14 protein-coding genes and 1 pseudogene are annotated in these 19,067 nt (G+C 70.4%); 9 read left to right on the top strand and 6 right to left on the bottom strand.

From position 1 onward, the window contains the following. The first annotated feature begins 37 nt into the window (after positions 1 to 37). The 4 genes and pseudogenes from ACWGJB_RS41265 (at position 38) to ACWGJB_RS41250 (ending at position 4,832) form a co-directional block, all read left to right on the top strand. The gene (locus ACWGJB_RS41265; protein ID WP_453385159.1) at positions 38 to 3,490 is read left to right on the top strand and encodes a phosphodiester glycosidase family protein; all 3,453 of its coding nucleotides are present in this window, start codon (positions 38 to 40) and stop codon (positions 3,488 to 3,490) included. A gap of 62 nt (positions 3,491 to 3,552) precedes the next feature. Further along, positions 3,553 to 3,737 (top strand): annotated as a pseudogene (locus ACWGJB_RS41260) (NF041680 family putative transposase); the annotation flags it as partial. 96 nt (positions 3,738 to 3,833) lie between these two features. Beyond that, complete coding sequence (locus ACWGJB_RS41255) at positions 3,834 to 4,166, top strand: hypothetical protein (RefSeq protein ID WP_453385158.1); 333 nt, start codon at positions 3,834 to 3,836, stop codon at positions 4,164 to 4,166. A gap of 381 nt (positions 4,167 to 4,547) precedes the next feature. Next, the gene (locus tag ACWGJB_RS41250) at positions 4,548 to 4,832 is read left to right on the top strand and encodes a hypothetical protein (RefSeq protein WP_453385157.1); all 285 of its coding nucleotides are present in this window, start codon (positions 4,548 to 4,550) and stop codon (positions 4,830 to 4,832) included. Positions 4,833 to 5,258: 426 nt separating this feature from the next. On the opposite strand, the gene ACWGJB_RS41245 is transcribed toward ACWGJB_RS41250, so the two are convergent. Next, positions 5,259 to 6,614 (bottom strand): beta-1,3-glucanase family protein, encoded by a 1,356-nt coding sequence (locus tag ACWGJB_RS41245; RefSeq protein ID WP_453385156.1) that lies wholly within the window; start codon positions 6,612 to 6,614, stop codon positions 5,259 to 5,261. A gap of 830 nt (positions 6,615 to 7,444) precedes the next feature. Next, positions 7,445 to 8,683: a 4-hydroxybenzoate 3-monooxygenase gene (locus ACWGJB_RS41240; protein WP_453385155.1), complete on the bottom strand. Its 1,239-nt coding sequence runs from the start codon at positions 8,681 to 8,683 to the stop codon at positions 7,445 to 7,447. Positions 8,684 to 8,743: 60 nt separating this feature from the next. Here ACWGJB_RS41240 and ACWGJB_RS41235 point away from each other — a divergent pair, with 60 nt between their 5' ends. Together ACWGJB_RS41235 and ACWGJB_RS41230 are read left to right on the top strand one after the other, a co-directional pair. Further along, positions 8,744 to 8,920 carry a hypothetical protein gene (locus ACWGJB_RS41235; RefSeq protein WP_453385154.1) on the top strand — a complete coding sequence of 59 codons (177 nt, stop codon included), beginning with the start codon at positions 8,744 to 8,746 and terminating at the stop codon, positions 8,918 to 8,920. Between the two features lie 117 nt (positions 8,921 to 9,037). Continuing rightward, positions 9,038 to 9,649 (top strand): TetR/AcrR family transcriptional regulator, encoded by a 612-nt coding sequence (locus ACWGJB_RS41230; RefSeq protein WP_453385153.1) that lies wholly within the window; start codon positions 9,038 to 9,040, stop codon positions 9,647 to 9,649. Positions 9,650 to 9,685: 36 nt separating this feature from the next. On the opposite strand, the gene ACWGJB_RS41225 is transcribed toward ACWGJB_RS41230, so the two are convergent. Beyond that, a complete protein-coding gene (locus ACWGJB_RS41225) occupies positions 9,686 to 9,931 on the bottom strand; it encodes a DUF5133 domain-containing protein (RefSeq protein WP_453385152.1) in 246 nt (81 codons plus the stop codon). A 241-nt stretch (positions 9,932 to 10,172) separates the two neighbouring features. Beyond that, a complete protein-coding gene (locus ACWGJB_RS41220; RefSeq protein WP_453385151.1) occupies positions 10,173 to 10,718 on the bottom strand; it encodes an EF-hand domain-containing protein in 546 nt (181 codons plus the stop codon). 316 nt (positions 10,719 to 11,034) lie between these two features. On the opposite strand from ACWGJB_RS41220, the gene ACWGJB_RS41215 reads away from it, so the two are divergent. Together ACWGJB_RS41215 and ACWGJB_RS41210 are read left to right on the top strand one after the other, a co-directional pair. After that, positions 11,035 to 11,853 carry a lectin gene (locus tag ACWGJB_RS41215; protein ID WP_453385150.1) on the top strand — a complete coding sequence of 273 codons (819 nt, stop codon included), beginning with the start codon at positions 11,035 to 11,037 and terminating at the stop codon, positions 11,851 to 11,853. 82 nt (positions 11,854 to 11,935) lie between these two features. Continuing rightward, positions 11,936 to 13,063 (top strand): glycoside hydrolase family 19 protein, encoded by a 1,128-nt coding sequence (locus ACWGJB_RS41210; protein ID WP_453385224.1) that lies wholly within the window; start codon positions 11,936 to 11,938, stop codon positions 13,061 to 13,063. A 372-nt stretch (positions 13,064 to 13,435) separates the two neighbouring features. On the opposite strand, the gene ACWGJB_RS41205 is transcribed toward ACWGJB_RS41210, so the two are convergent. Then, positions 13,436 to 14,296: an alpha/beta fold hydrolase gene (locus tag ACWGJB_RS41205; RefSeq protein ID WP_453385223.1), complete on the bottom strand. Its 861-nt coding sequence runs from the start codon at positions 14,294 to 14,296 to the stop codon at positions 13,436 to 13,438. A 307-nt stretch (positions 14,297 to 14,603) separates the two neighbouring features. Here ACWGJB_RS41205 and ACWGJB_RS41200 point away from each other — a divergent pair, with 307 nt between their 5' ends. Continuing rightward, positions 14,604 to 18,380, top strand: coding sequence for a family 78 glycoside hydrolase catalytic domain (locus tag ACWGJB_RS41200; protein WP_453385149.1), 3,777 nt, complete (start codon positions 14,604 to 14,606; stop codon positions 18,378 to 18,380). 153 nt (positions 18,381 to 18,533) lie between these two features. On the opposite strand, the gene ACWGJB_RS41195 is transcribed toward ACWGJB_RS41200, so the two are convergent. Further along, entirely contained in the window at positions 18,534 to 19,043 is a 510-nt protein-coding gene (locus tag ACWGJB_RS41195; RefSeq protein ID WP_453385148.1) for a winged helix-turn-helix transcriptional regulator, read from the bottom strand. Between the last annotated feature and the right edge of the window lie 24 nt (positions 19,044 to 19,067).

Below are 19,067 nucleotides of genomic sequence, written 5' to 3'. Positions count from 1 at the left end.
GAGCACCGGCGCGCACGACCGCAAGGACAGAACCCACATGACACTTCGCGAGAAGAGACCCGCCACCGCGGGCGCGCGCCGCACGGCGGTGGCCGCGGCGACTCTGGCGCTCATCGGCGCCGTGACCGGGGCGGGCATCGCCTCCGGTTCCGACGCCGTCACGGCCACGGACGGCCACGGCCACTCCGCACCGCGCGACTGGCTCCCGGAGACCCCGGAGAACTGGCCGCTGGTGGTGGACCGGACCCGTACCCCGTCCGAGACCGTCACCCGCGGCCTGAAGCACTACAGCGAGACCTACGACACCGTCGGCGGCCGTCAGCACGTCCAGGTGCTCCAGGCCGACCTGACCGACCCGAATCTGCGGGTGGGCATGGTCGAGGCCGGCGACACCCTCACCTACCCGGCGGACGAGACACCGTCGTCGATGGCCCACCGCACCCACGCGGTGGCGGGAGTCAACGGCGACTACTTCGAGATCCACGGCAGCGGACGTCCCGTCGGCGGTGTGATGACCGACGGCCGGCTGCTGAAGAGCCCCAAGGCGGGCTTCGCCTCCCAGCTCGGCGTCAAGCCCGACGGCACCCTGGTCATGGGGCCCGAGACCTTCTCCGGCACCATCACCGCCGGGACCGTGACCCGTGCGCTCACCTCGGTGAACACCGTCAACGACGTGGCCGGCGGAGGCATCACGGAGGTCACCTCCGACCTCGGCGAGACCCCGGGCCTGACCAAGGCGTCCACGCTGGTGGCCGGGCACAGCACCGACGGCGGCTTCGTCGTCGACCGGGTGCAGACCGGCCTCACCACCGTGCCTCGCCTGGCCGCGGACGAGACCGGCCTGCTGGGCGCGGGCGACGGCGGGCAGTGGCTCACCGACACCCTGCACACCGGCGACACGGTCCAGATCGCCACCCGGCTGTCCCCCGATAACGATGTCACCCAGCTGATCAGCGGCGTCGACACCCTCGTCAAGGACGGCAGGGTCTACCAGGACCCGACCGGCACCCCGCCGAGCGGCGCCAACCCGGAGACCGCCGTCGGCATCACCAAGGACGGCAGCCACGCGATCGTCGTCGCCATCGACGGCCACGGCGGCTCCGACACCGCCTTCGGCGTGACCCCGGAGCAGGCCGCGGGCTACCTGGTCGCGCACGGCGCGTACACCGGAATGCTCTTCGACGGCGGCGGTTCCACCGGCATGGTCAGCCGCGCCCCCGGCGCCGGCCACGCCGAGGTCGTCAACACGCCCTCCGACCTGCCCGGCAACACCGAACGCCCGGTCGCCAACGGCATCTTCTTCTACTCGACGGCCAAGAAGCCGGGTGCCGCCACCAAGGTGGTCGTGAACGACGGGAAGACGGTTACCACCGTCTCCGGCGGCTCCATCCCGCTCCCGGTGCACTCCGTCGACCGGTTCGCCAACCCGGCGGACGGCGAGACCCACGTGCGCGTCGAGCCCGCGGGCCTGGCCACCTACGAGGACGGCAAGCTCACCACGCACCGCTCCGGTACCGGCCGGATCGTCGCCTGGAACGGCAGCGCGTCCACGTCCGAGAAACTGGAGGTCGTCAGCAGGCTGAAGACCCTCACCGTCTCCCCGGACCAGACCGACCTCGACAACGGCGCCACGCAGCAGCTGACCCTGTCCGCCACCGACCCGGACGGCGACCAGGTGCAGATCCCCGCCGAGGCCGCCACCTGGAAGGCGGACCCGGCGGACCTCGGCGCCGTGGACGCCCACGGCCTGTTCACCGCGAGCGCCGACGACGGCGGACTCGCCGATGTGAGCGCGACGGTCGCGGGTGCCACCGGCACCACGTCGATCGCGGTCGGCAGCGTCAGCAAGGTCATCGACCCGATGAACAGCCTCGACCACTGGCGCCTCAGCAACAACACGACCGGCAAGCCGGCCACGCTGACCGCCGACGCCGGGGTCGTACCGCCCGGCTCCACCGAGTCCGGATCGCTGAAGCTCGACTACTCGATGCCGGCCGGCTCCGGCGTCAAGCAGCTCGTGCTCACCCCGAACGTCACCCTGAAGACCGACACCGCGGGCGGCCATGTCCCGACCGCCATCGGCATGTGGATCAAGGGCGACGGCAACGGCATCGAGCTGGCCGAACGCTACATCGGCGTCAACGGCTCGGCGACCACGCTGTATCCGACGTACGTCACCTGGAAGGACTGGCACCTCGCCATCGCGCAGTTGCCGGCCGGCATGCAGTTCCCGCTGACCATCAGCTTCGTCGACTTCCTGGCCATCAGCCCGAGCACCGCCTACAGCGGCTCGCTCAACGTGGCCGGTCTGCAGGCGCTGTACTCCCCGCGGCCGGTGACCGTGCCCGAGTACCACGCCGTACCGAAGAACCCGAAGTGGCTCTCGTACGAGGAGGACTCGGCGGACTTCGCCCGGCACGGCAGCACCCTCCTCACCGGTGACGACGCCCACCTGCTCGCCTCCGACCCGAAGTCGGTCAGCGGCAACGTGATGGACTCCATCGCCGGGCGGCTGCCCACGCTCACCCCGCAGGCCCGTCCGGACGCCGCGCAGTTCCTCGGCGACATGTCCGACGACGGCAAGCTCGCCGACCTCCGGTTCGCCAAGTCCAAGATGGACGCGCTCGGTGTTCCCGAGCGGGACATCGTCGGCAACCACGAGATCACCCAGGGCGCCGACGCCGAGAACGGCAACTACAGCGACACCTTCGGCGACACCCACTACGCCTACAGCGAGGGCGCGGCGCGGCTCGTCGTCACCGACAACTCGCACGGCAGCCTCCAGTCCTCGGACCCCTTCCAGGATCCCGAGGGCGCCCAGTACCCGTGGCTGGTCCAGCAGTTGACCGACACCACCGCCAAGGACGTGCTGGTCGTCACGCACATGCCCGCGTACGACCCGCACCCGGCCGCGAACAGCCAGTTCACGGACCGCTGGGAGGCACGCATGTACCTGCGGCTGGTGCAGCGCTACCAGCAGACGCACCCGAAGCAGCACGTGATCATGATGTACGGCCACGCCCGCGGCTTCGCCGAGCAGATCCTCGACCCCGAGGGCCACAGCACCACCGTGGAGGATGGCGGCATCCCGCAGTTCACCTTCGCGGACCTCGGCATGCCCGCGTACGCACCCGTGGACCAGGGCGGCTTCTACCACTTCGGGCTGATCCGGATCGGTGACGACGGCGACCTCCAGTACACCGTGGAGCCCGCGCTCGCCTCGATCACCGTCCAGGGCCCGAAGGACCCGATCGCCAAGGGAGACCGCGTCACCCTGACCGCGACCGGCGACCAGGTGGCCGGCGACAACATCGCACCGCTCACGATTCCCATCGCGGACCCCGCCTCACACGTGTGGTCCTCGGCCGACCCGAGGATCGCCTCGGTGAACCCGTCCACCGGAGCCCTGACCGCCCACCGCTCCGGCACGGTCACCGTCTCGGTGACCTCCGGCGGCGTCACGGGCAGTGCCCAGGTCGTCGTACGGTGACCCACTGACCCGACAAGGGGGTGTCCGGCACCGACCGGACACCCCCTCACCCGGCGCTCTCCGCCTTCACCCACAAAGGCCGGACGTCTCGGTGTCAACTGCAGGACGCCGGGCTCCCCGCCCCGCCGACGACGCTGCCGAGGTCAACGCCGCCCAGGTCCGCCGGGTGGTCGTCGATCTGATCGAGATGGGCCGCCGGCACCTCGGCGACCGCGACATCCTGATCGTCTTCGACGCCGGGTACGACCCGAGAGCCGGCCGGCGACACGACCGGGACCGCGCCCGCTCGTGCGGCAGCCCGCGTAGCAGCGCGCAGCACTTCTGACGCAGAGTCGAGCCGACCGTGCGAAACGGATGGAGCTGGAAGCGGCCCACGCTCAGAGACGCGGGAAGCGCGAGCACGCCGAGGGCCTTCGGCCAGCAGAGCGCGCAGAGCAGAAGGCGGAGGGGCTCGGGGATCGACCTGTGCCCGGAGCTGCTCGAAGCCGGTCGCATCGCCCAACGGGACGGCTATGCAGAGGCCGAGATGGTGGTGCCTGACGACGTGCTCGCCGCAGCCACAAGCGCCTTCGCGGCAGGAGTCGAAGAGTCGTGGAGCCAACTGGCCGTCATGCAGGAGCAGATGCGCCAGGCCCTCGGCGTCGAGAGCCGCACGCGGGGTGACGGTACCGACTGAGTCGTCCACTCGGCGAACAGGGACATGGACCGAGTCCAATCGTGAAGCGCGCGGCCGCACAGTGGACTTCGAGTCGCGCGGCCCACAGCCGACCATGCGTCAAAAGGTCTGCGGGCGGGGCTTGCCTGTGGTCATCAAGCCGCGTTCACAGCCTCTTCCGTGTTGCGGGCAGTCACCAGCTCAGGCTGCTCTACGCCACGTCGGCGCCTTCTCAGGAGGCAGGCGTGCGCTGGGCCGTGTGTCCGGGTCGGCGGCCGCCGTTCGGATCACCCAAGGCGGCCCTTCGGGTGATTGCCAGGCACCTCATGAGCCGGGCAGCCGTCGCAGGGGGTACGACGTACCGGCAGAGGACGAACCCAGAACGCCGTGAGGAGCTTGGCGATGTACGCAGCAGTCCGCCGGTACGAAGGGGTGACCGATTCGGCCGAGGCCGCACGTCTCGTGAACGAGGGGTTCGTGCCGCTCATGCGCCAGGTCTCCGGCTTCGTGGCCTACTACTGGATCGATATCGGGGACGGAGTGATGGTCTCGACCAGCGTCTTCCAGGACCAGGCCGGTGCCGACGAATCGATCTCGAGAGCTGCGGACTTCGTGCGGGACAACCTTGCGTCACTGCTCCCCAACCCTCCCCAGGTCATGGCCGGCGAGGTGGTGGCTTCCGCGTGACAGCGGTCGTACCAGCCACATGAGATGGCCGCCGAGGCTGTACCGGTCTGCAGCGCCCACATTGCCGCCCTTCTGGTCGCCCTTCACAGCCTCGATCCCGCTAGGTGCGTCGGTCTCAGAGAGGACCGTGAACGTGGCTTGCCAGACCAGTCGCCGCCTGGCCGCCGACGGCATCATCGGCCCGAACACGTGGACGAGGCTGCGCAACGGATGAGCCCACACGTCCTGGCCGGCCGTGGAAGCCTGCCGGTGGGCGGCCGGCACGCTTCGGCAGCCGTCCCTGGCCGGCTCCCCACTCATCACCCCGTCGGCGGTCACCGGGGTCTCGAAGTTTGCAGCCGGCGGGTCCTGCCGGGTCGGTGTGACCCGGCAGGGCCTGCCGGTCGGGGGATCAGTGTGGGTTCGGTGTCCGCGCCACCGGACCGGCTACCAGCCGACGGCGACCAGGAGCCATTGCGGGTTGGCGTGGGAGATGAAGGAGGACTGGCCCGCCACGTCGTCGTAGGGGAAGCCGTAGGCGAGGTGGTTGATGGCGTTGTCGTGCCAGAACTTGGCGTAGTAGTTCGCCGGTGCCGCCGTGTAGAACTGGGCCGGGTCGGACTGCTGGGAGGCCGGCAGGGTGGCGACGTGGCGGTTGAGGGCGGCGCACATGTTCGGGTCGCCCGCCAGGGAGGCCGCGCAGCCGAAGATGTCGGAGGTGGCCGCGTTCACGCCCACCGACTGGGCGTACGAGGTGAAGTAGTTCGCGTTGGCGCCGCCCGCGCGGAAGCTCGGGTCGCTGCCGGGCGCGATGATCCGGTACGGGGCCTGGGTCTGGGCCAGCACCTTGAACTGGCTGGGCACCGCGTCGGTGAAGCGCTGGAAGGTGGTGGCGCGGTCCTCGGCGAAGGTCTGCCGGTTCTCGCCGACCTCGGTGTCGTAACCGTCCTTGGTGTGCAGGCGCATGGCCAGCTTCAGGCCGAAGGCGTCGACCCGGGTGGTGTTGCCGTTGAAGACGTTGCTGCCGACCGTGAACTCGATGAAGTCGTAGTACGAGCTGTTGGGCGAGCCCAGGTAGAAGTACATGCGGCCCGCGGAGTTGGCCGGCATGTCGAGGTAGGGCTGTTCGGCGATGGAGTGCACCTGGCCGTTGAAGCTCCAGTACACCTGGCTGTCGGGGTACTTGCCGTTGGTGCGGTTGAGGATCTTCACCTCGACGGCGTTGTTCGCCGCGGGTATGTCACTGGTGCTGCCCCAGAAGTCGTCCGGCGGGGTGGTGCTGCCGGGGCCGTAGACCTGGAACTCCCACAGGGAGTATCCGTAGGGGGTGCCCCGCGCGGTGCCGTAGACGCGGACGTAGCGGCCGCTGCCGGTGACGGTGAGGTTCTGGGTACCGCCGGTGGCGGTGGTGGTGGAGTAGACCGTGGTCCAGGTGGTGGCGTCGGTGGAGGTCTGGATCTGGAAGGCGGTCGCGTAGGCGGCCTCCCAGTTCAGGGTGACGCGGCTGAGCTGCTGGACGGACCCGAGGTCGACCCGTAGCCATTGCGGGTCGGCGAAGGCCGAGGACCAGCGGGTGCCGGTGTTGCCGTCGACCGCCGCGCTCGCAGGGAAGGACCCGTTCTCGCTCGAGGAGGCGGTGGCCGGCTTGCCCTGGGACAGCAACTGGTCGGCGGCGTGCGCGGGCGACGGTGCGACGACCGCGAAGAAGGCGGCGACCAGGACGACGACCAGTCCGAGAGCCAGGCGTGGGCCTGCGGCGCCGGCCGGTGGTCTACGGGTGGGTGCGCTGGCGGAACTCTGCATGCGGAGTCTCCTCAAGCCGGTTCGGCGTGCGTGGGGATGGAGCAACAGCAGATATGAGAGCGCTCCCTCGGGTTGTAGACCCATCGGTGTCCGCCGTCAACAACTGAAGCTGAAAGCAATCGGGGTGCGGGCTCGCGGACGACACGGTGCTGGTCTCGGCGCCGTTCTCGCGCACAACGCGCCCACCGCATTCAGCTTCCGACGGCTTAGGCGCCTCCAAGTCGGCCCGTTTCTGCAACCCTTGACGCAACCGGTACGGACCTTTTACGACGCCGCCCCAGGCAGGTCGTGCGGTGTCCCCCAGGTGTGACCGGGACCGAGACCGGTTGCGCTGTGCCAAGTGATGCGGTCGAGGTGCGCCTTGAGCTGTGCGCCGGCCCGCCGGTGACGGCCGTCCGGTGCGGCGCCGGACACCCGCCCTGCCGGGGCGGCCAGTTCGCCATGGCCCCCTTCACCTTCCGTGGCGTCAGCGCTACGTGCCGGACGGCATCCTTGGGTCTTTGGGGACCGCCTGCCCTTGAGCCATGAGGAAGACGTCGAGGCCTTCACCGCCCCAGGTCCTCACCTTGACCTCGATCTGCACCGACTCGCCTTGAGCCGTCACCAGGAAGTCGCGCTATGGGCGTGCAAGCCCCTGCGACCAGGGGTTTTATGTTCCCTTGCCGGACATCCGTCTTCGGTGTGAGCACTGAGCGCAGGTGCCGATGCCGTCATTACGGATCGCTTTCGTGACTCCCTCGCGGGGCTCACGGCACACATGGTTGCGACAGGGGGAGGCGAGGACCTCCCGCCTCGTGGGCGCTTCCCCGGTCCGTGCGTTCCCGTCGTGGTCAGCAGCCCGTGGAGGCGTTGTGGTCCTGGGCCGGGTCGAGGCCGGTCATGAGTTCCGCGAAGGCCTGTGCGGCGGTCGGGGAGGTGAAGAGGCGGTCGAGGCGGGCACGGGCCAGGTTGCGCAGGAAGGGGCCGCAGTGGGTGTCGTCGCCGGCGTCGTGGACCGTGCGGGTCAGCCAGTGGGAGAACTCCTGGTCGCTCCACACGCGCCGCAGGCAGCGCTCGGAGTAGGTGCGCAGGCCGGTGTCGTCGTGGTGGTCGACGTGGTCGCGGACGGCGCGGGCGAAGAGATCGGCGTCGTACAGGGCGAGGTTCATGCCTTTTCCGCCCATGGGGGACACGATGTGGGCGGCGTCCCCGACGAGGTACAGGCGGCCGTACTGCATGGGGTCGTGGACGAGGCTGCGCAGCCGGAAGGTCTCGCGGTCGGTGATCGGGCCCGCGGTCAGGGCGGGGTCGGCGAGCCGGGTGCGCAGCGCGTCCCAGACACGGGTCTCGGGCCAGGCGCCGGGGTGGTCGTCGGGCGGGCACTGGAGGTAGTAGCGGCTGCTGTGCGGTCCTCGGGGGAAGTGCGCGGCGAAGCCCTGCGGGCTGACGGCGAGCAGGGGGTGGGCCGGGGGCGGGGCGTCGGCCAGGACGGTGAGCCAGCCGATGCCGTGGTCGAAGGTGTGGGCAGTGAGGTGGCCGTCGGGGACCGCGGTGCGGGTGACGCCGTGCTCGCCGTCGCAGCCCGCGACGAAGGCGCAGGTGATCGTGTGCACGGTCCCGTCGGCGGAGCGGTAGCGGACGGTGGGGCGGTCACCGGTCAGGTCGTGCAGGGTGATGTCGGCCGTCTCGTAGCGCACCTCGCCGCCGTCGGCGAGGTGGGTGGCGGTGAGCTTTTGGACCAGGACCTGCTGGGGGCACAGACGCGCCCCGGGGCCCTCGGATCCGTCGCTGTCGTCGACGAGGTGGCTCTTGCCGTCCACCCGGAACTCCAGGATGCCGTCGTGGGGTGGGCCGCCCAGCACCAGGTCGGCCAGCCCCCAGGACGCGAACATCCGCACCGCCCGGCTCTCCACGATGCCGGCCCGCTGCCGCTGTGCCACGTACTGGCGGCTGCGGCGCTCCAGGACGATGCTGTCGACGCCGCATCTGCGCAGCAGACTGGCGACGGTCAGCCCGGCCGGGCCCGCGCCGATCACCACAACGGTCGTGGATTCCGGGACCTCGTCCAACTTCCGCTCCGACTGGGCCACTTGGCACCTCCGGGGTCAGCCTAGCGCCGAGTGGGGCCGGGCCGGGGTGAAGCGGCGCGCGTGGCCACCACCGCCTCTGACCTCGACGACATCATGCGTATCGGAGCCCTGGCTGCGGGTGTCTGGGTGCCGGCCGCGCTCCTGGCGGTCCGAGGGGCAACGCCGCTGGAGGAGGCCGCGGTCCGGGAGGGGCCGACCCGATCCGGCGCGGGCCGGGACGTCGCACGGAAGGCCTGAACCGGAATGCCTGCGGCGGGGCGGGCGGTCATCGACCGGCCCGCGGAGTGCGGTGTGCGGCCCGCCGGATGCGGGGTGCGGAGTGCGGAGTGCGGGCCGCCGGATGCGGAGTGCGGAGTGCGGAGTGCGGGCCGCCGCAATCGCGCCGCGATGTTGGCGGCCTGCGGTGAGCTGCTCTTCCGGGACGGCTACCACGCCACGACCGTGCGTGCCGTGGCCGAGGGGGCGGGTGTCTCACCCGAGACCGTGTACAAGACGTTCGGCGGCAAGCCGGGCCTGGTGAAGGCCCTGTGGGACAGCACGCTGGCCGGCGACGACGAGCCGGTGCCCATGGCGGACCGTCCCGAGACGCGGGCGATCCTGCGGACGAGCGAGCCGAACGCCAAGCTCCGGCTCTATGCCGCGTTCGTGCGCGGAATCCATGAGCGGATCGCCGCGCTGTTCACCCTGCTGACCCAGGCGGGGCCGGACGTCGAGGAGGTGCTGGACATAGCCGAACGGGAACGGCTCACCGGCGTCACCTCGTTCGTCACCCACCTCACCGAGACCGGTGCGCTGGATCCGGAAGCGGATCCGGCGCACCTGGCGGACGGCCTGTGGGCGCTGGCCGGGCCGCAGCTGTACACGCAGCTCACCGCGGGGCGCGGCTGGTCGGCCGACATATACGAGGCGTGGCTGGCCGGCACGGTCATCGCCACGCTCCTACAGCCTTCCCGCCCGAAGCGGTAGGCCTTCGGCGGGGCGGCGGAGCCGGCGGGGTCGCGCCTACGCGGCCAGGATCTCGTCCTCGCGACCGCTGCCCCCGTGGCCGGAGCGGTAGCCCTCCAACAGGGTGTCCGCCGCATGCAGGGCCTGCGCCGCGTCGGTCGCTCCGGTCATCACGCACAGCGTGTACGTGGCGTCCTCCAGCAGGCGACTGGTGCGGCCGGTGGGACGTACGTCGTGCTCGATGCGCGCGTCGGCGAACCGGGCCAGTGCGGCGCGCAGTTCCTTCTCCGCCGGAAGAATCATGACGATTCCCACTCCCCCAAGCTCGGCTCGCGGGCGCGTCGGCGCCACCGCGAGGCACAGGTTGCACAGGTGGCGTCGCGCGCCACTCTTCGGCGCGGGACCGCGCCGAGTGAACCTCCGTCTGCCCCGCAACCGGAGGTCCATACCTGGATGTTTGAAGAGGGCCGCCACGACGGGGTGGACGGTGTCACGTACCGGAGAGGGCTTCGTCGCCGGCCCCGAACAACTCCTGAAGGGGCGTCTACCAAACCTGGGGCAGTTCACCGCACATCAGGTTGCCGGGTTCGCGGGGGTCGTCGCTGGTCCAGAAAACGGTCCACAGGACGGCGAACTCCGGGCGGCTGAGGTGGCCGTCGCCGTCCTGGTCGAGGCGGTCGAACACCTCCCCGGTCTCGATGGGCCGCCCGTGCCATGTGTCGATCAAGCGCTTGTGCTCGCCGCGGCTGATCCGCCCGTCGCCGTTCTCGTCCACCGCGTCGAAGACGGTGTCGGCCGTGGCGGTGACAGCCTCCGGGATGGAAGGCAACAGGTCGACCATGGCAAGGAGATCATCCATGTCGATCCGGCCGTCCCCGTCCGCGTCGACAGCAGCCGCCAGCTGCCGCCACCACCCTCTCATCACGCTCTCCACCCGCACCGCCAGCTCCGACTCCGCTCTCACCCGCGGCAGCCGGCCCCAACGGACCGCGAGCGCCGCGAAGTCCTCCTCCTCCAGGTAGCCGTTGCCGTCCGCGTCGAACGCGTCGAACATCGCCCGAAGCTTGTTCCGCTGGAACTCACTGGCCATCACACGCCTCCTCACACAGCACTGAGGAGATGCTGTCCGCGGGTACCACTCCCCCAACGGCGCACGCGATCACTGACGCACAGGCCGACGATTCCGCCAGCCGGGCCGACGCTACGAGCGCCGGTTTAGCCCTCGCCAAAGGCAGAACCGACGAGACCGCCGATGCCGTGGTTGCGCGGCATCGTGCATGTCATGTTCACATCTTGACGGACTTGGTATAGACCTTTAGCTTTCCCGGTGTCAGGTCTTCCTGACGTGCGTCCTGTCGGTGTCCGCCACACCAACGTGCCACCTCGGAAAGGCTTCCTCACCCCCCATGGCTGCTCGCTCCTCCTTCCTCACCACCGCGTTACGCGGTACTCCTCTCATAGCCCTGCTGGCCTTGTTGATCAGTCCGTCGACCGCGACACCGGCGGCCGCGGCGACCGGCACGGTCACGGGCCTCGCCGGCAAGTGCCTCGACGTCGCCGGCGCCAACTCTGCCGACGGCACCCCGGTGCAGCTCTACGACTGCAACGGCACCAGTGCCCAGCAGTGGACGCCAGGCGCCGACAACACCCTGCGCGCCCTGGGCAAATGCCTCGACGTCACCGCCAACTCCACCGCTGACGGCGCCAAGGTCCAGCTGTGGTCCTGCACCGGCGCCGCCAACCAGCAGTGGACCGTCACCGCCGCCCACGACATCGTCAACCCCGCCGCGAACAAGTGCCTCGACGTCACCGACCGGTCCTCCGCGAACGGTGCGCGGATTCAGATCTGGACCTGCACCGGCGCCGACAACCAGAAGTGGAACGCTCCCGCGGAACAGGGCGGCGAACAGTGCTGGGCCACGCACTACGGCCCCCAGCCGCCCGGCGCCCTGACCGCCAGCGGCGAGGTCTTCGACAACAACGCCGACACGGTCGCCACCTCCCTCTCCCGCCAGCCCCAACTGCCCTTCGGTACGCGCGTCCAGGTCACCAACGTCGCCAACGGCCGGTCCCTGACCGTTCGGGTCAACGACCGCGGCACGTTCGTCCAGACTCCGCAGGAGCCCAAGTGCCTTGATCTGACCGACGGCGCGTTCAGCCGGCTCGGCGGCGTCCTCGACCCCGATGCCGGACACATCGTCGTGACCCAGCAGGTCCTCGGCTGAGACGTCTGCCTCCGCAGGCCGGTCACGCACTCTCCCCCTCGTTTCACGTCAGGAGCAGCTCTCCATGCGCCTTCCTCTCCTCATGTCCCGCCTCCGCGGGCGCAGCGTCCTCGGCCGGTTGACGCTGGGCGTCGTCCTCGCCGCCGTCCTGTCCGCCCTGTTCACCGTCGCCCCGGCCCAGGCGGCAACCGGCCAGATCACCGGGCTGGCCGGCAAGTGCGTCGACGTGGCCGGCGCGAACAGCGCCAACGGCACCGCCGTCCAGCTCTACGACTGCAACGGCACCGGTGCCCAGAGCTGGTCCAACAACGGCGACGGCACTCTGCGCGCCCTCGGCAAGTGTCTGGACGTGACCAGTGGCGGCACCGCGGACGGCACGAAGGTCCAGCTCTACGACTGCAACGGCTCCGCCGCCCAGCAGTGGGCCGTCAGCTCGGCCAACGACATCGTCAACCCACAGGCCAACAAGTGCCTGGACGTGACCGGCAACAACTCGGCCAACGCCACCCGGCTGCAGATCTGGACCTGCTCGGGCGGCGCGAACCAGAAGTGGAACGCCCCCGCGAGCGGCGGTGGCGGCGGCAATCCCTCGGGCTTCGTGGTGAGTGAGGCCCAGTTCAACCAGATCTTCCCGAGCCGGAACTCGTTCTACAGCTACAGCGGCCTGACCGCTGCTCTGTCGGCCTACCCGGGCTTCGCGAACACCGGCTCCGACACCGTCAAGAAGCAGGAGGCCGCCGCCTTCCTCGCCAACGTCAGTCATGAGACCGGCGGGCTGGTGTACGTGGTCGAGCAGAACACCGCCAACTACCCGACGTACTGCGACTGGAGCCAGTCCTACGGCTGCCCGGCCGGACAGGCCGCCTACTACGGGCGCGGCCCCATCCAGCTGTCCTGGAACTTCAACTACAAGGCCGCCGGCGACGCCCTGGGCATCGACCTCCTCAACAACCCCTGGCTGGTGCAGAACGACTCGGCCGTGGCCTGGAAGACCGGCCTGTGGTACTGGAACACCCAGTCCGGCCCGGGCACGATGACCCCGCACAACGCCATGATCAACGGCGCCGGCTTCGGCCAGACCATCCGCTCCATCAACGGCTCCCTCGAGTGCGACGGCCGCAACCCGGCCCAGGTCCAGAGCCGCGTCGACGCCTACAACCGCATCACCTCCATCCTCGGGGTCACCCCCGGCAGCAACCTGTACTGCTGACCACGTCCGAGCCTCCCCGCACGGCGGACCGGTGGAATCCCCCACCGGTCCGCCGATGCTCCCGCGGCCGGTTCTTCCGGTGGGCGACCGCAGCTGGTACCCGCCGCAGGACGGCCGGTGTCCGGCCAGCACGGGGCAGGCGGGCGCGATGACGCCGACGGCGACAACGCCATGTCGACGGCCGCGCCTCCTCGGTAGCCCCGGCGCCACCGCAGTTCCGCTGCTGCGGCGCCGGGAGCGGCTTGGCTCGGCCCTGCAGCGGTCCGGGGAATGCCAAGGTCGGCGACCCAGTTCGAGGCACCATTCGACATCCGGTGCCGCGGTCGGTGTCGACAGCCGGGGACCAGGCCGGCCGGTGAACCCGTCGAAGCCCTATGCGTCCACGGCACCTTTTACGAATCGCCGAAGGTGCGCACGCACAGTGTCGGGCTGCTCCAACCAGGGTTCATGCCCTGCATCCGCTACCCGGGTCAGCGGACGAGCGAGCCGGAGCGCGAGTGATTCAAGCGCCGACACAGGACGGGGATCGTCGGCCCCGCCAAGGAGCTCCGTCCTCTCGGGCAGGCACGCACGCAGATCGGCAACGTGCTCGTCGAGCGGATCCGCACGTCCTTCCCTGCCAAGTTCGCCGTTCATGGACCAGTTGACCGGGCGCCGCTGCCGGGCCCCCTGCGCTGCCCGGTGCCACCCGCGGTCGGAATCGGCGTGGTCGGTGAACCAGGCCAGCGTGAGCAGCTCGACTTCCTGCTCCTCCGTGCGCTGCGGCAGCTCCTCCAATGCGCGGAGCCGCGCCTGCTGTGCGGCGGACATGCGGCGGCTGCGTTCCGCTCGGTACCCGGAACACCAATCCCCGGTGAACGGCCCGCACATCAGCAGCATTGCGGCAACCCGGTCAGAGTGCCTCAGGCAGAACCGGCTCGCCAGATCGGTGCCGTAGGAATGGCCGATCAGCACGGCCCTGGGCACGTCCCATGCCTCGAGCAGCTCGGCGAGATCGTCGACATGCCGGCCGATGGAATGGCGGCCCCGCCACGGGGATCGGCCTGTGCCGCGCTGGTCGTACCGGTACACAGGCGCGAGGTCCGCGATCATAGGGGCGACATCGCCCAGATAGTCGGGCAGACCCGGACCGCCATGAAGCAGGATCACGGCCGGCTGCCGAGTCGTGTCGCCCAGCGCCATCCATCGCAGCTGTGCCCCGTCGGTCATCGACACAAGGCCCTGCGTCTCCATCGAAGTCACCGCGAAGAACCTACCGGCGTCTCGGCGCGCGCGGTCACCTCGCACAGCGGTGCGCCCGTGTCGATGAAACGATGCGCCACGCTATTGACGCCGCTCATCAACTTTCATACATTGCCACCGCATTAACAGTTTGAAACGATTCAATCACACGGCCGCCATCACGCTATGCCGGTCGCCTGCCACGAACACCGACGATCGTCCGACCCGCCGCAGACCGCGACCGGACGGGAGCTCCCGTCCGCGTCCGCCGCTCACCGAGCCGTCCTGCTTCGCCCGACGCGTGTGAAGGAGTACTCCGTTGGCCAGTCAGACCACACCCCCCACCCCCGGCTCACCCGGTTCGCCCGACTCCGGCTCGCACACGCCTCACGAGGAATCCCCGGTCAGCAGACGCGGCTTCCTCGGCACGGCGTCGGCGCTGGCGGCGGGTGCTCTCGCCGCGGGAGCCGTCGGCACGTTCGCCGGCCGCGCACAGGCGGCCACCGGAACACCCCCGGTCGGGCCCGTCGGGCTGTCCCCGGCCCACTGGATCTGGTACCCGGAAGGCGATCCGGGCTCCGACGCCCCCGCCGGACACCGCTACTTCCGCACGAGCTTCACCGTCGCCGAGGGCGAGGTGACCGACGCGCAGCTCGTCGTCACCGGCGACGACTCCGTCGACGTATGGCTCAACGGGACACCCCTCGCCGGCTCCCCCAGAGTCGCCCGGTCCTGGCAGGACGCCCTGTACGTGGACCTGCGACCCGCCGTGACCGCGGGGACCAACACCATCGCGCTGGCGAGCCGGACCGAGGGCGGCTCGGCCGGCGTCATAGGGCGGATCCGCGTGCGGACCGCCGGCGGTACGACCGATGTCGTCACCGACGGCCGCTGGTCGGCGGGCAAGGCGGTGCCCGCCGGATGGGAACAGCCCGGCTTCGCCGACGACGGCTGGCCGGCCGCCCGGGATCTCGGCGCCTACGGAGCGGCCCCCTGGTACTCCCGGGTGGCCGCTCCCGACCTCTCGTCCCCGTCCCCGTTGAGCGTGGCCGCGTGCACGGTGGAGCATCGCGCCCTCCCTCTCGGCGTGGACGCGGCACAGCCGCGCTTCGGCTGGGTCCTCGACTCGGCGGAGCGGCAGCAGCGTCAGGGCGGCTATCGGATCCAGGTCTCGGCCACGGCCGACGGCTCCGGTGAGCTGTGGGACAGCGGGCGTGTCGCGTCCGACCGGCAGATCGACATCGCCTACGCCGGCGGCCCCCTGAAGAGCCTGACCCGCTACTTCTGGCGGGTGCGTGTCTGGGACACGCAGGGCCGGGCTGCCGCGTGGAGCAAGCCGAAGTGGTTCGAGACCGGTCTGCTGGCGCCCGCGCAGGAGTGGTCCGCCGCGTTCATCGGGCGGCCGCCGGGACCGGACCTTTCGGGGGCCACCTGGATCTGGTACCCGGAAGGCGATCCCGCGTCCGAGGCGCCTGTGGCGACCCGTTTTTTCCGGCGCACCTTCACTCTGGCGGACGCCCCCGCCGCGGCGAGCCTGATCGTCACCGGGGACGACACCGCGGACGTCTGGGTCAACGGAACCCAGGTGAGCACCTCACGACGCGTGACCGACTCGTGGAAGAGCGCCTCGACGGTCGATGTCACCGCGTATCTCAAGACCGGCGACAACACCCTCGCGGTCGCGAGCCGGAACACGACCCTCTCCCCGGCGGGACTCATCGCCAAGCTCACGGTGACGGGCGGCCCGACCGTGGTCACGGATGATGCGTGGAGGTCGCACCAGGACCCGCCCGCGGACTGGCAGAGCCCTGGATACGACGACAGCGCCTGGCCCGCCGCACGCGCGCTCGCCCCGTACGGCAGCGGTCCGTGGGGATCGAACGTCCAGGTCGTGGGGCCGGCGCCGATGCTGCGCAAGAGCTTCAGCGTGCAGGGGCGAGTCGCCTCGGCACGGCTGCTGACCACCGCGCTCGGTCTTCACGAGACCCGGCTCAACGGCGCGAAGGTCGGCGACGACGTGCTGGCCCCCGGGTGGACCGACTACGCGAAGCGCCTTCAGTACAAGGTGTTCGACGTCACCGCGCACATCCGGCGGGGCGCCAACGTGCTCGGCGCCTGGCTCGGCAACGGCTGGTACTCGGGCAACCTGGGCTTCGCCGGCAGCCGGCACTACGGCACCCAGCCGTACTACGGCGCACAGCTGCTCATCACCTACACCGACGGATCCACCCAGTTGGTGACGACGGACCGCAGCTGGAAGACGGCAACCGGCGCGATCACGGCGGACGATCTGTACCAGGGCGAGAGCTACGACGCGCGCCTGCACGTCGAGGGCTGGGACGCGCCGGGCTTCGACGACAGCGGCTGGACGGCCGTCGCCGTCCACGACGGGCCCGTCCCGCGACTGGTGGCGCAGGTCGACCATGGTGTCACCGTGCAGCAGGAATTCCGTCCGCTGTCGGTGGCCGAGCCGCAGCCGGGGGTGTGGATCTTCGACATGGGGCAGAACTTCGCCGGCTGGAACCGGATCGCGGTCCGCGGCGACGCCGGCACCACGGTCACCGTCCGGCACGGCGAGGTCCTCAACCCCGACGGCACGCTCTACACCACCAACCTGCGCGCCGCCCAGGCCACCGACTCCTTCACCCTCGCCGGCACCGGGAGGGTGGAGACGTACGAGCCCCGGTTCACCGTCCACGGCTACCGCTACGTCGAACTCACCGGCCTGCCGTCCGGTTTCCGGCCCGACCCCACCGCCGTCACCGGTCGCGCGGTGTGGACGGACGCCCGGCAGCCGGGCACGTTCAGCGCGTCCGACGCGCTGCTCGACAAGCTCCAGCACAACATCGTGTGGGGTGAGCGCAGCAACATGCTCTCGATCCCGACCGACTGCCCCCAACGGGACGAGCGTCTGGGCTGGACGGGCGACATCGCCGCCTTCTGCGCGACCTCCACCTTCAATCTGGACACGCACGCCCTCCTCACCAAGTTCGTCGACGACCTGGCGGACGCCCAGCAGGCGAACGGCGCCTTCACGGATGTCGCGCCCGCGGTGATCGGCGGCTCCGGCACGGCCGGCTGGGGAGACGCGGGAGTGGTCATTCCCTACACGTTGTGGCAGCGCTTCGGCGACCTCACCGTCGCGGACCGGCACTTCACGGCGATGGCCCAGTGGGTCGACTATCTGCGCGCCACCTCCGGCAGCGACCTGATACGCGATCAGCAGACCTACGGCGACTGGCTCAACGTCAACGACAACACGGCCCAGGACCTCATCTGCACGGCCTACTTCGCATGGTCGGCCCGCCTGGTGTCGCGCATGGCGGCCGCCACCGGCCGCAGCACCGAGGCCACCGCCTACGGGCAGCTCGCCGACCAGGTCGCGGCCGCCTTCCGCGCCCGCTTCGTCTCGGACGACGGCACGGTCCGCGGCAACACCCAGACCGGCTATGTGCTGGCCCTGGCCTTCGAGTTGCTGCCCGCGTCCGTGGTCCGGGCCGCCGCGGACAAGCTCGCCGCCAAGGTCGCGGCCACGGACGGACACCTCAGCGTCGGCTTCCTGGGCGTGGAGAACCTCCTGCCCGTGCTGGCGGACCACGGTCATGTCGAGACGGCGTACCGGATTCTGCTGCAACGCGGCTTCCCGGGCTGGGGCTACATGATCGACCACGGGGCCACCACGATCTGGGAGCGCTGGGACGGCATCCGCACCGACGGCTCGTTCAACGACCCGGGCATGAACTCCTTCAACCACTACGGTCTCGGCTCGGTCGGCGACTTCCTCTACCGCCAGGTCGGCGGCCTCGGCCCCGCGAGCCCCGGTTACGCCTCCCTGCGCATCGCGCCGCGGCCCGGCGGCGGCCTGACCTCCGCCGTCAGCACCTACGACACCCCGTACGGCAGCGCGGCGAGCAACTGGGCCATCTCCGGCGGCCGGTTGAGGCTTCACGTCACCGTGCCCGTCAACACCTCCGCAGCCGTCACCGTGCCCACCTCACGGCCGGAGTCGGTCGTCGCCCCAGCCCAGGCCGTCCCGACGGGCCCGGCGACCTACCATCTGCCGGCCGGGCACTACACCTTCACGGCGGTCGTCTGACCACCAGGAGAGTTCGCGGGGACGGGGCGCACGCGCCGTCCCCGCACCGCCGCCGCGGCCGTCGCAGAGTTCGGGCACGCTGTCAGTCTCGTCGCGGTCGGACCGCCCGGCCCGACCGCGAGGGCACGGCCCTGCGCCTGTCGGCGACGGTCGTCAGGCAGTGGCTGCGCCGTCCGGCGTGCCGGGCGTGTAGCGGGCCCGCATGGCGTGGCCGGCGGCGGGGCCGGCCGTGAACACGTAGGTCTGGCTGTCGTCGAGGCGGCGGCCGGTCCTGGCGTCGACGACCACGGGTTCGACTTCTTCGCCGCTGTCGGCATCGACCAGGACCATGCTGCGCTGCTCGGGGGCGAGGCGGGAGTTTCCCCATGCGGCGAGCGTGATGATCACCGGGCGCAGGGAGCGGCCCAGGTCGGTCAGGACGTACTCGTGGCGGACCGGGTTGGTCTGGTACGGGCGGCGTTCCAGCAGGCCGTCGGCGACGAGCCTCTTCAGGCGTGCGGTGAGCATGCTGGTGGAGATGCCGAGGTTCTCCTGGAACTGGTCGAAACGGGTGTACCCGTCGAAGGCGTCGTGGAGGAGCAGGAGCGTCCACCATTCGCCGACGTGCTGCGCGGTCGTGGACAGCGGGCATTCGAGGTCTTCTGCCCTGATGCGGCTTGTCAAGGTTGACCATCCCCAGAGAGTTAC

The sequence above is a fragment of the Streptomyces sp. NPDC054813 genome (genome assembly GCF_053611365.1).
Note: the sequence above shows the minus strand (reverse complement) of the source record. Positions and strands in the feature narration are given on the sequence as shown.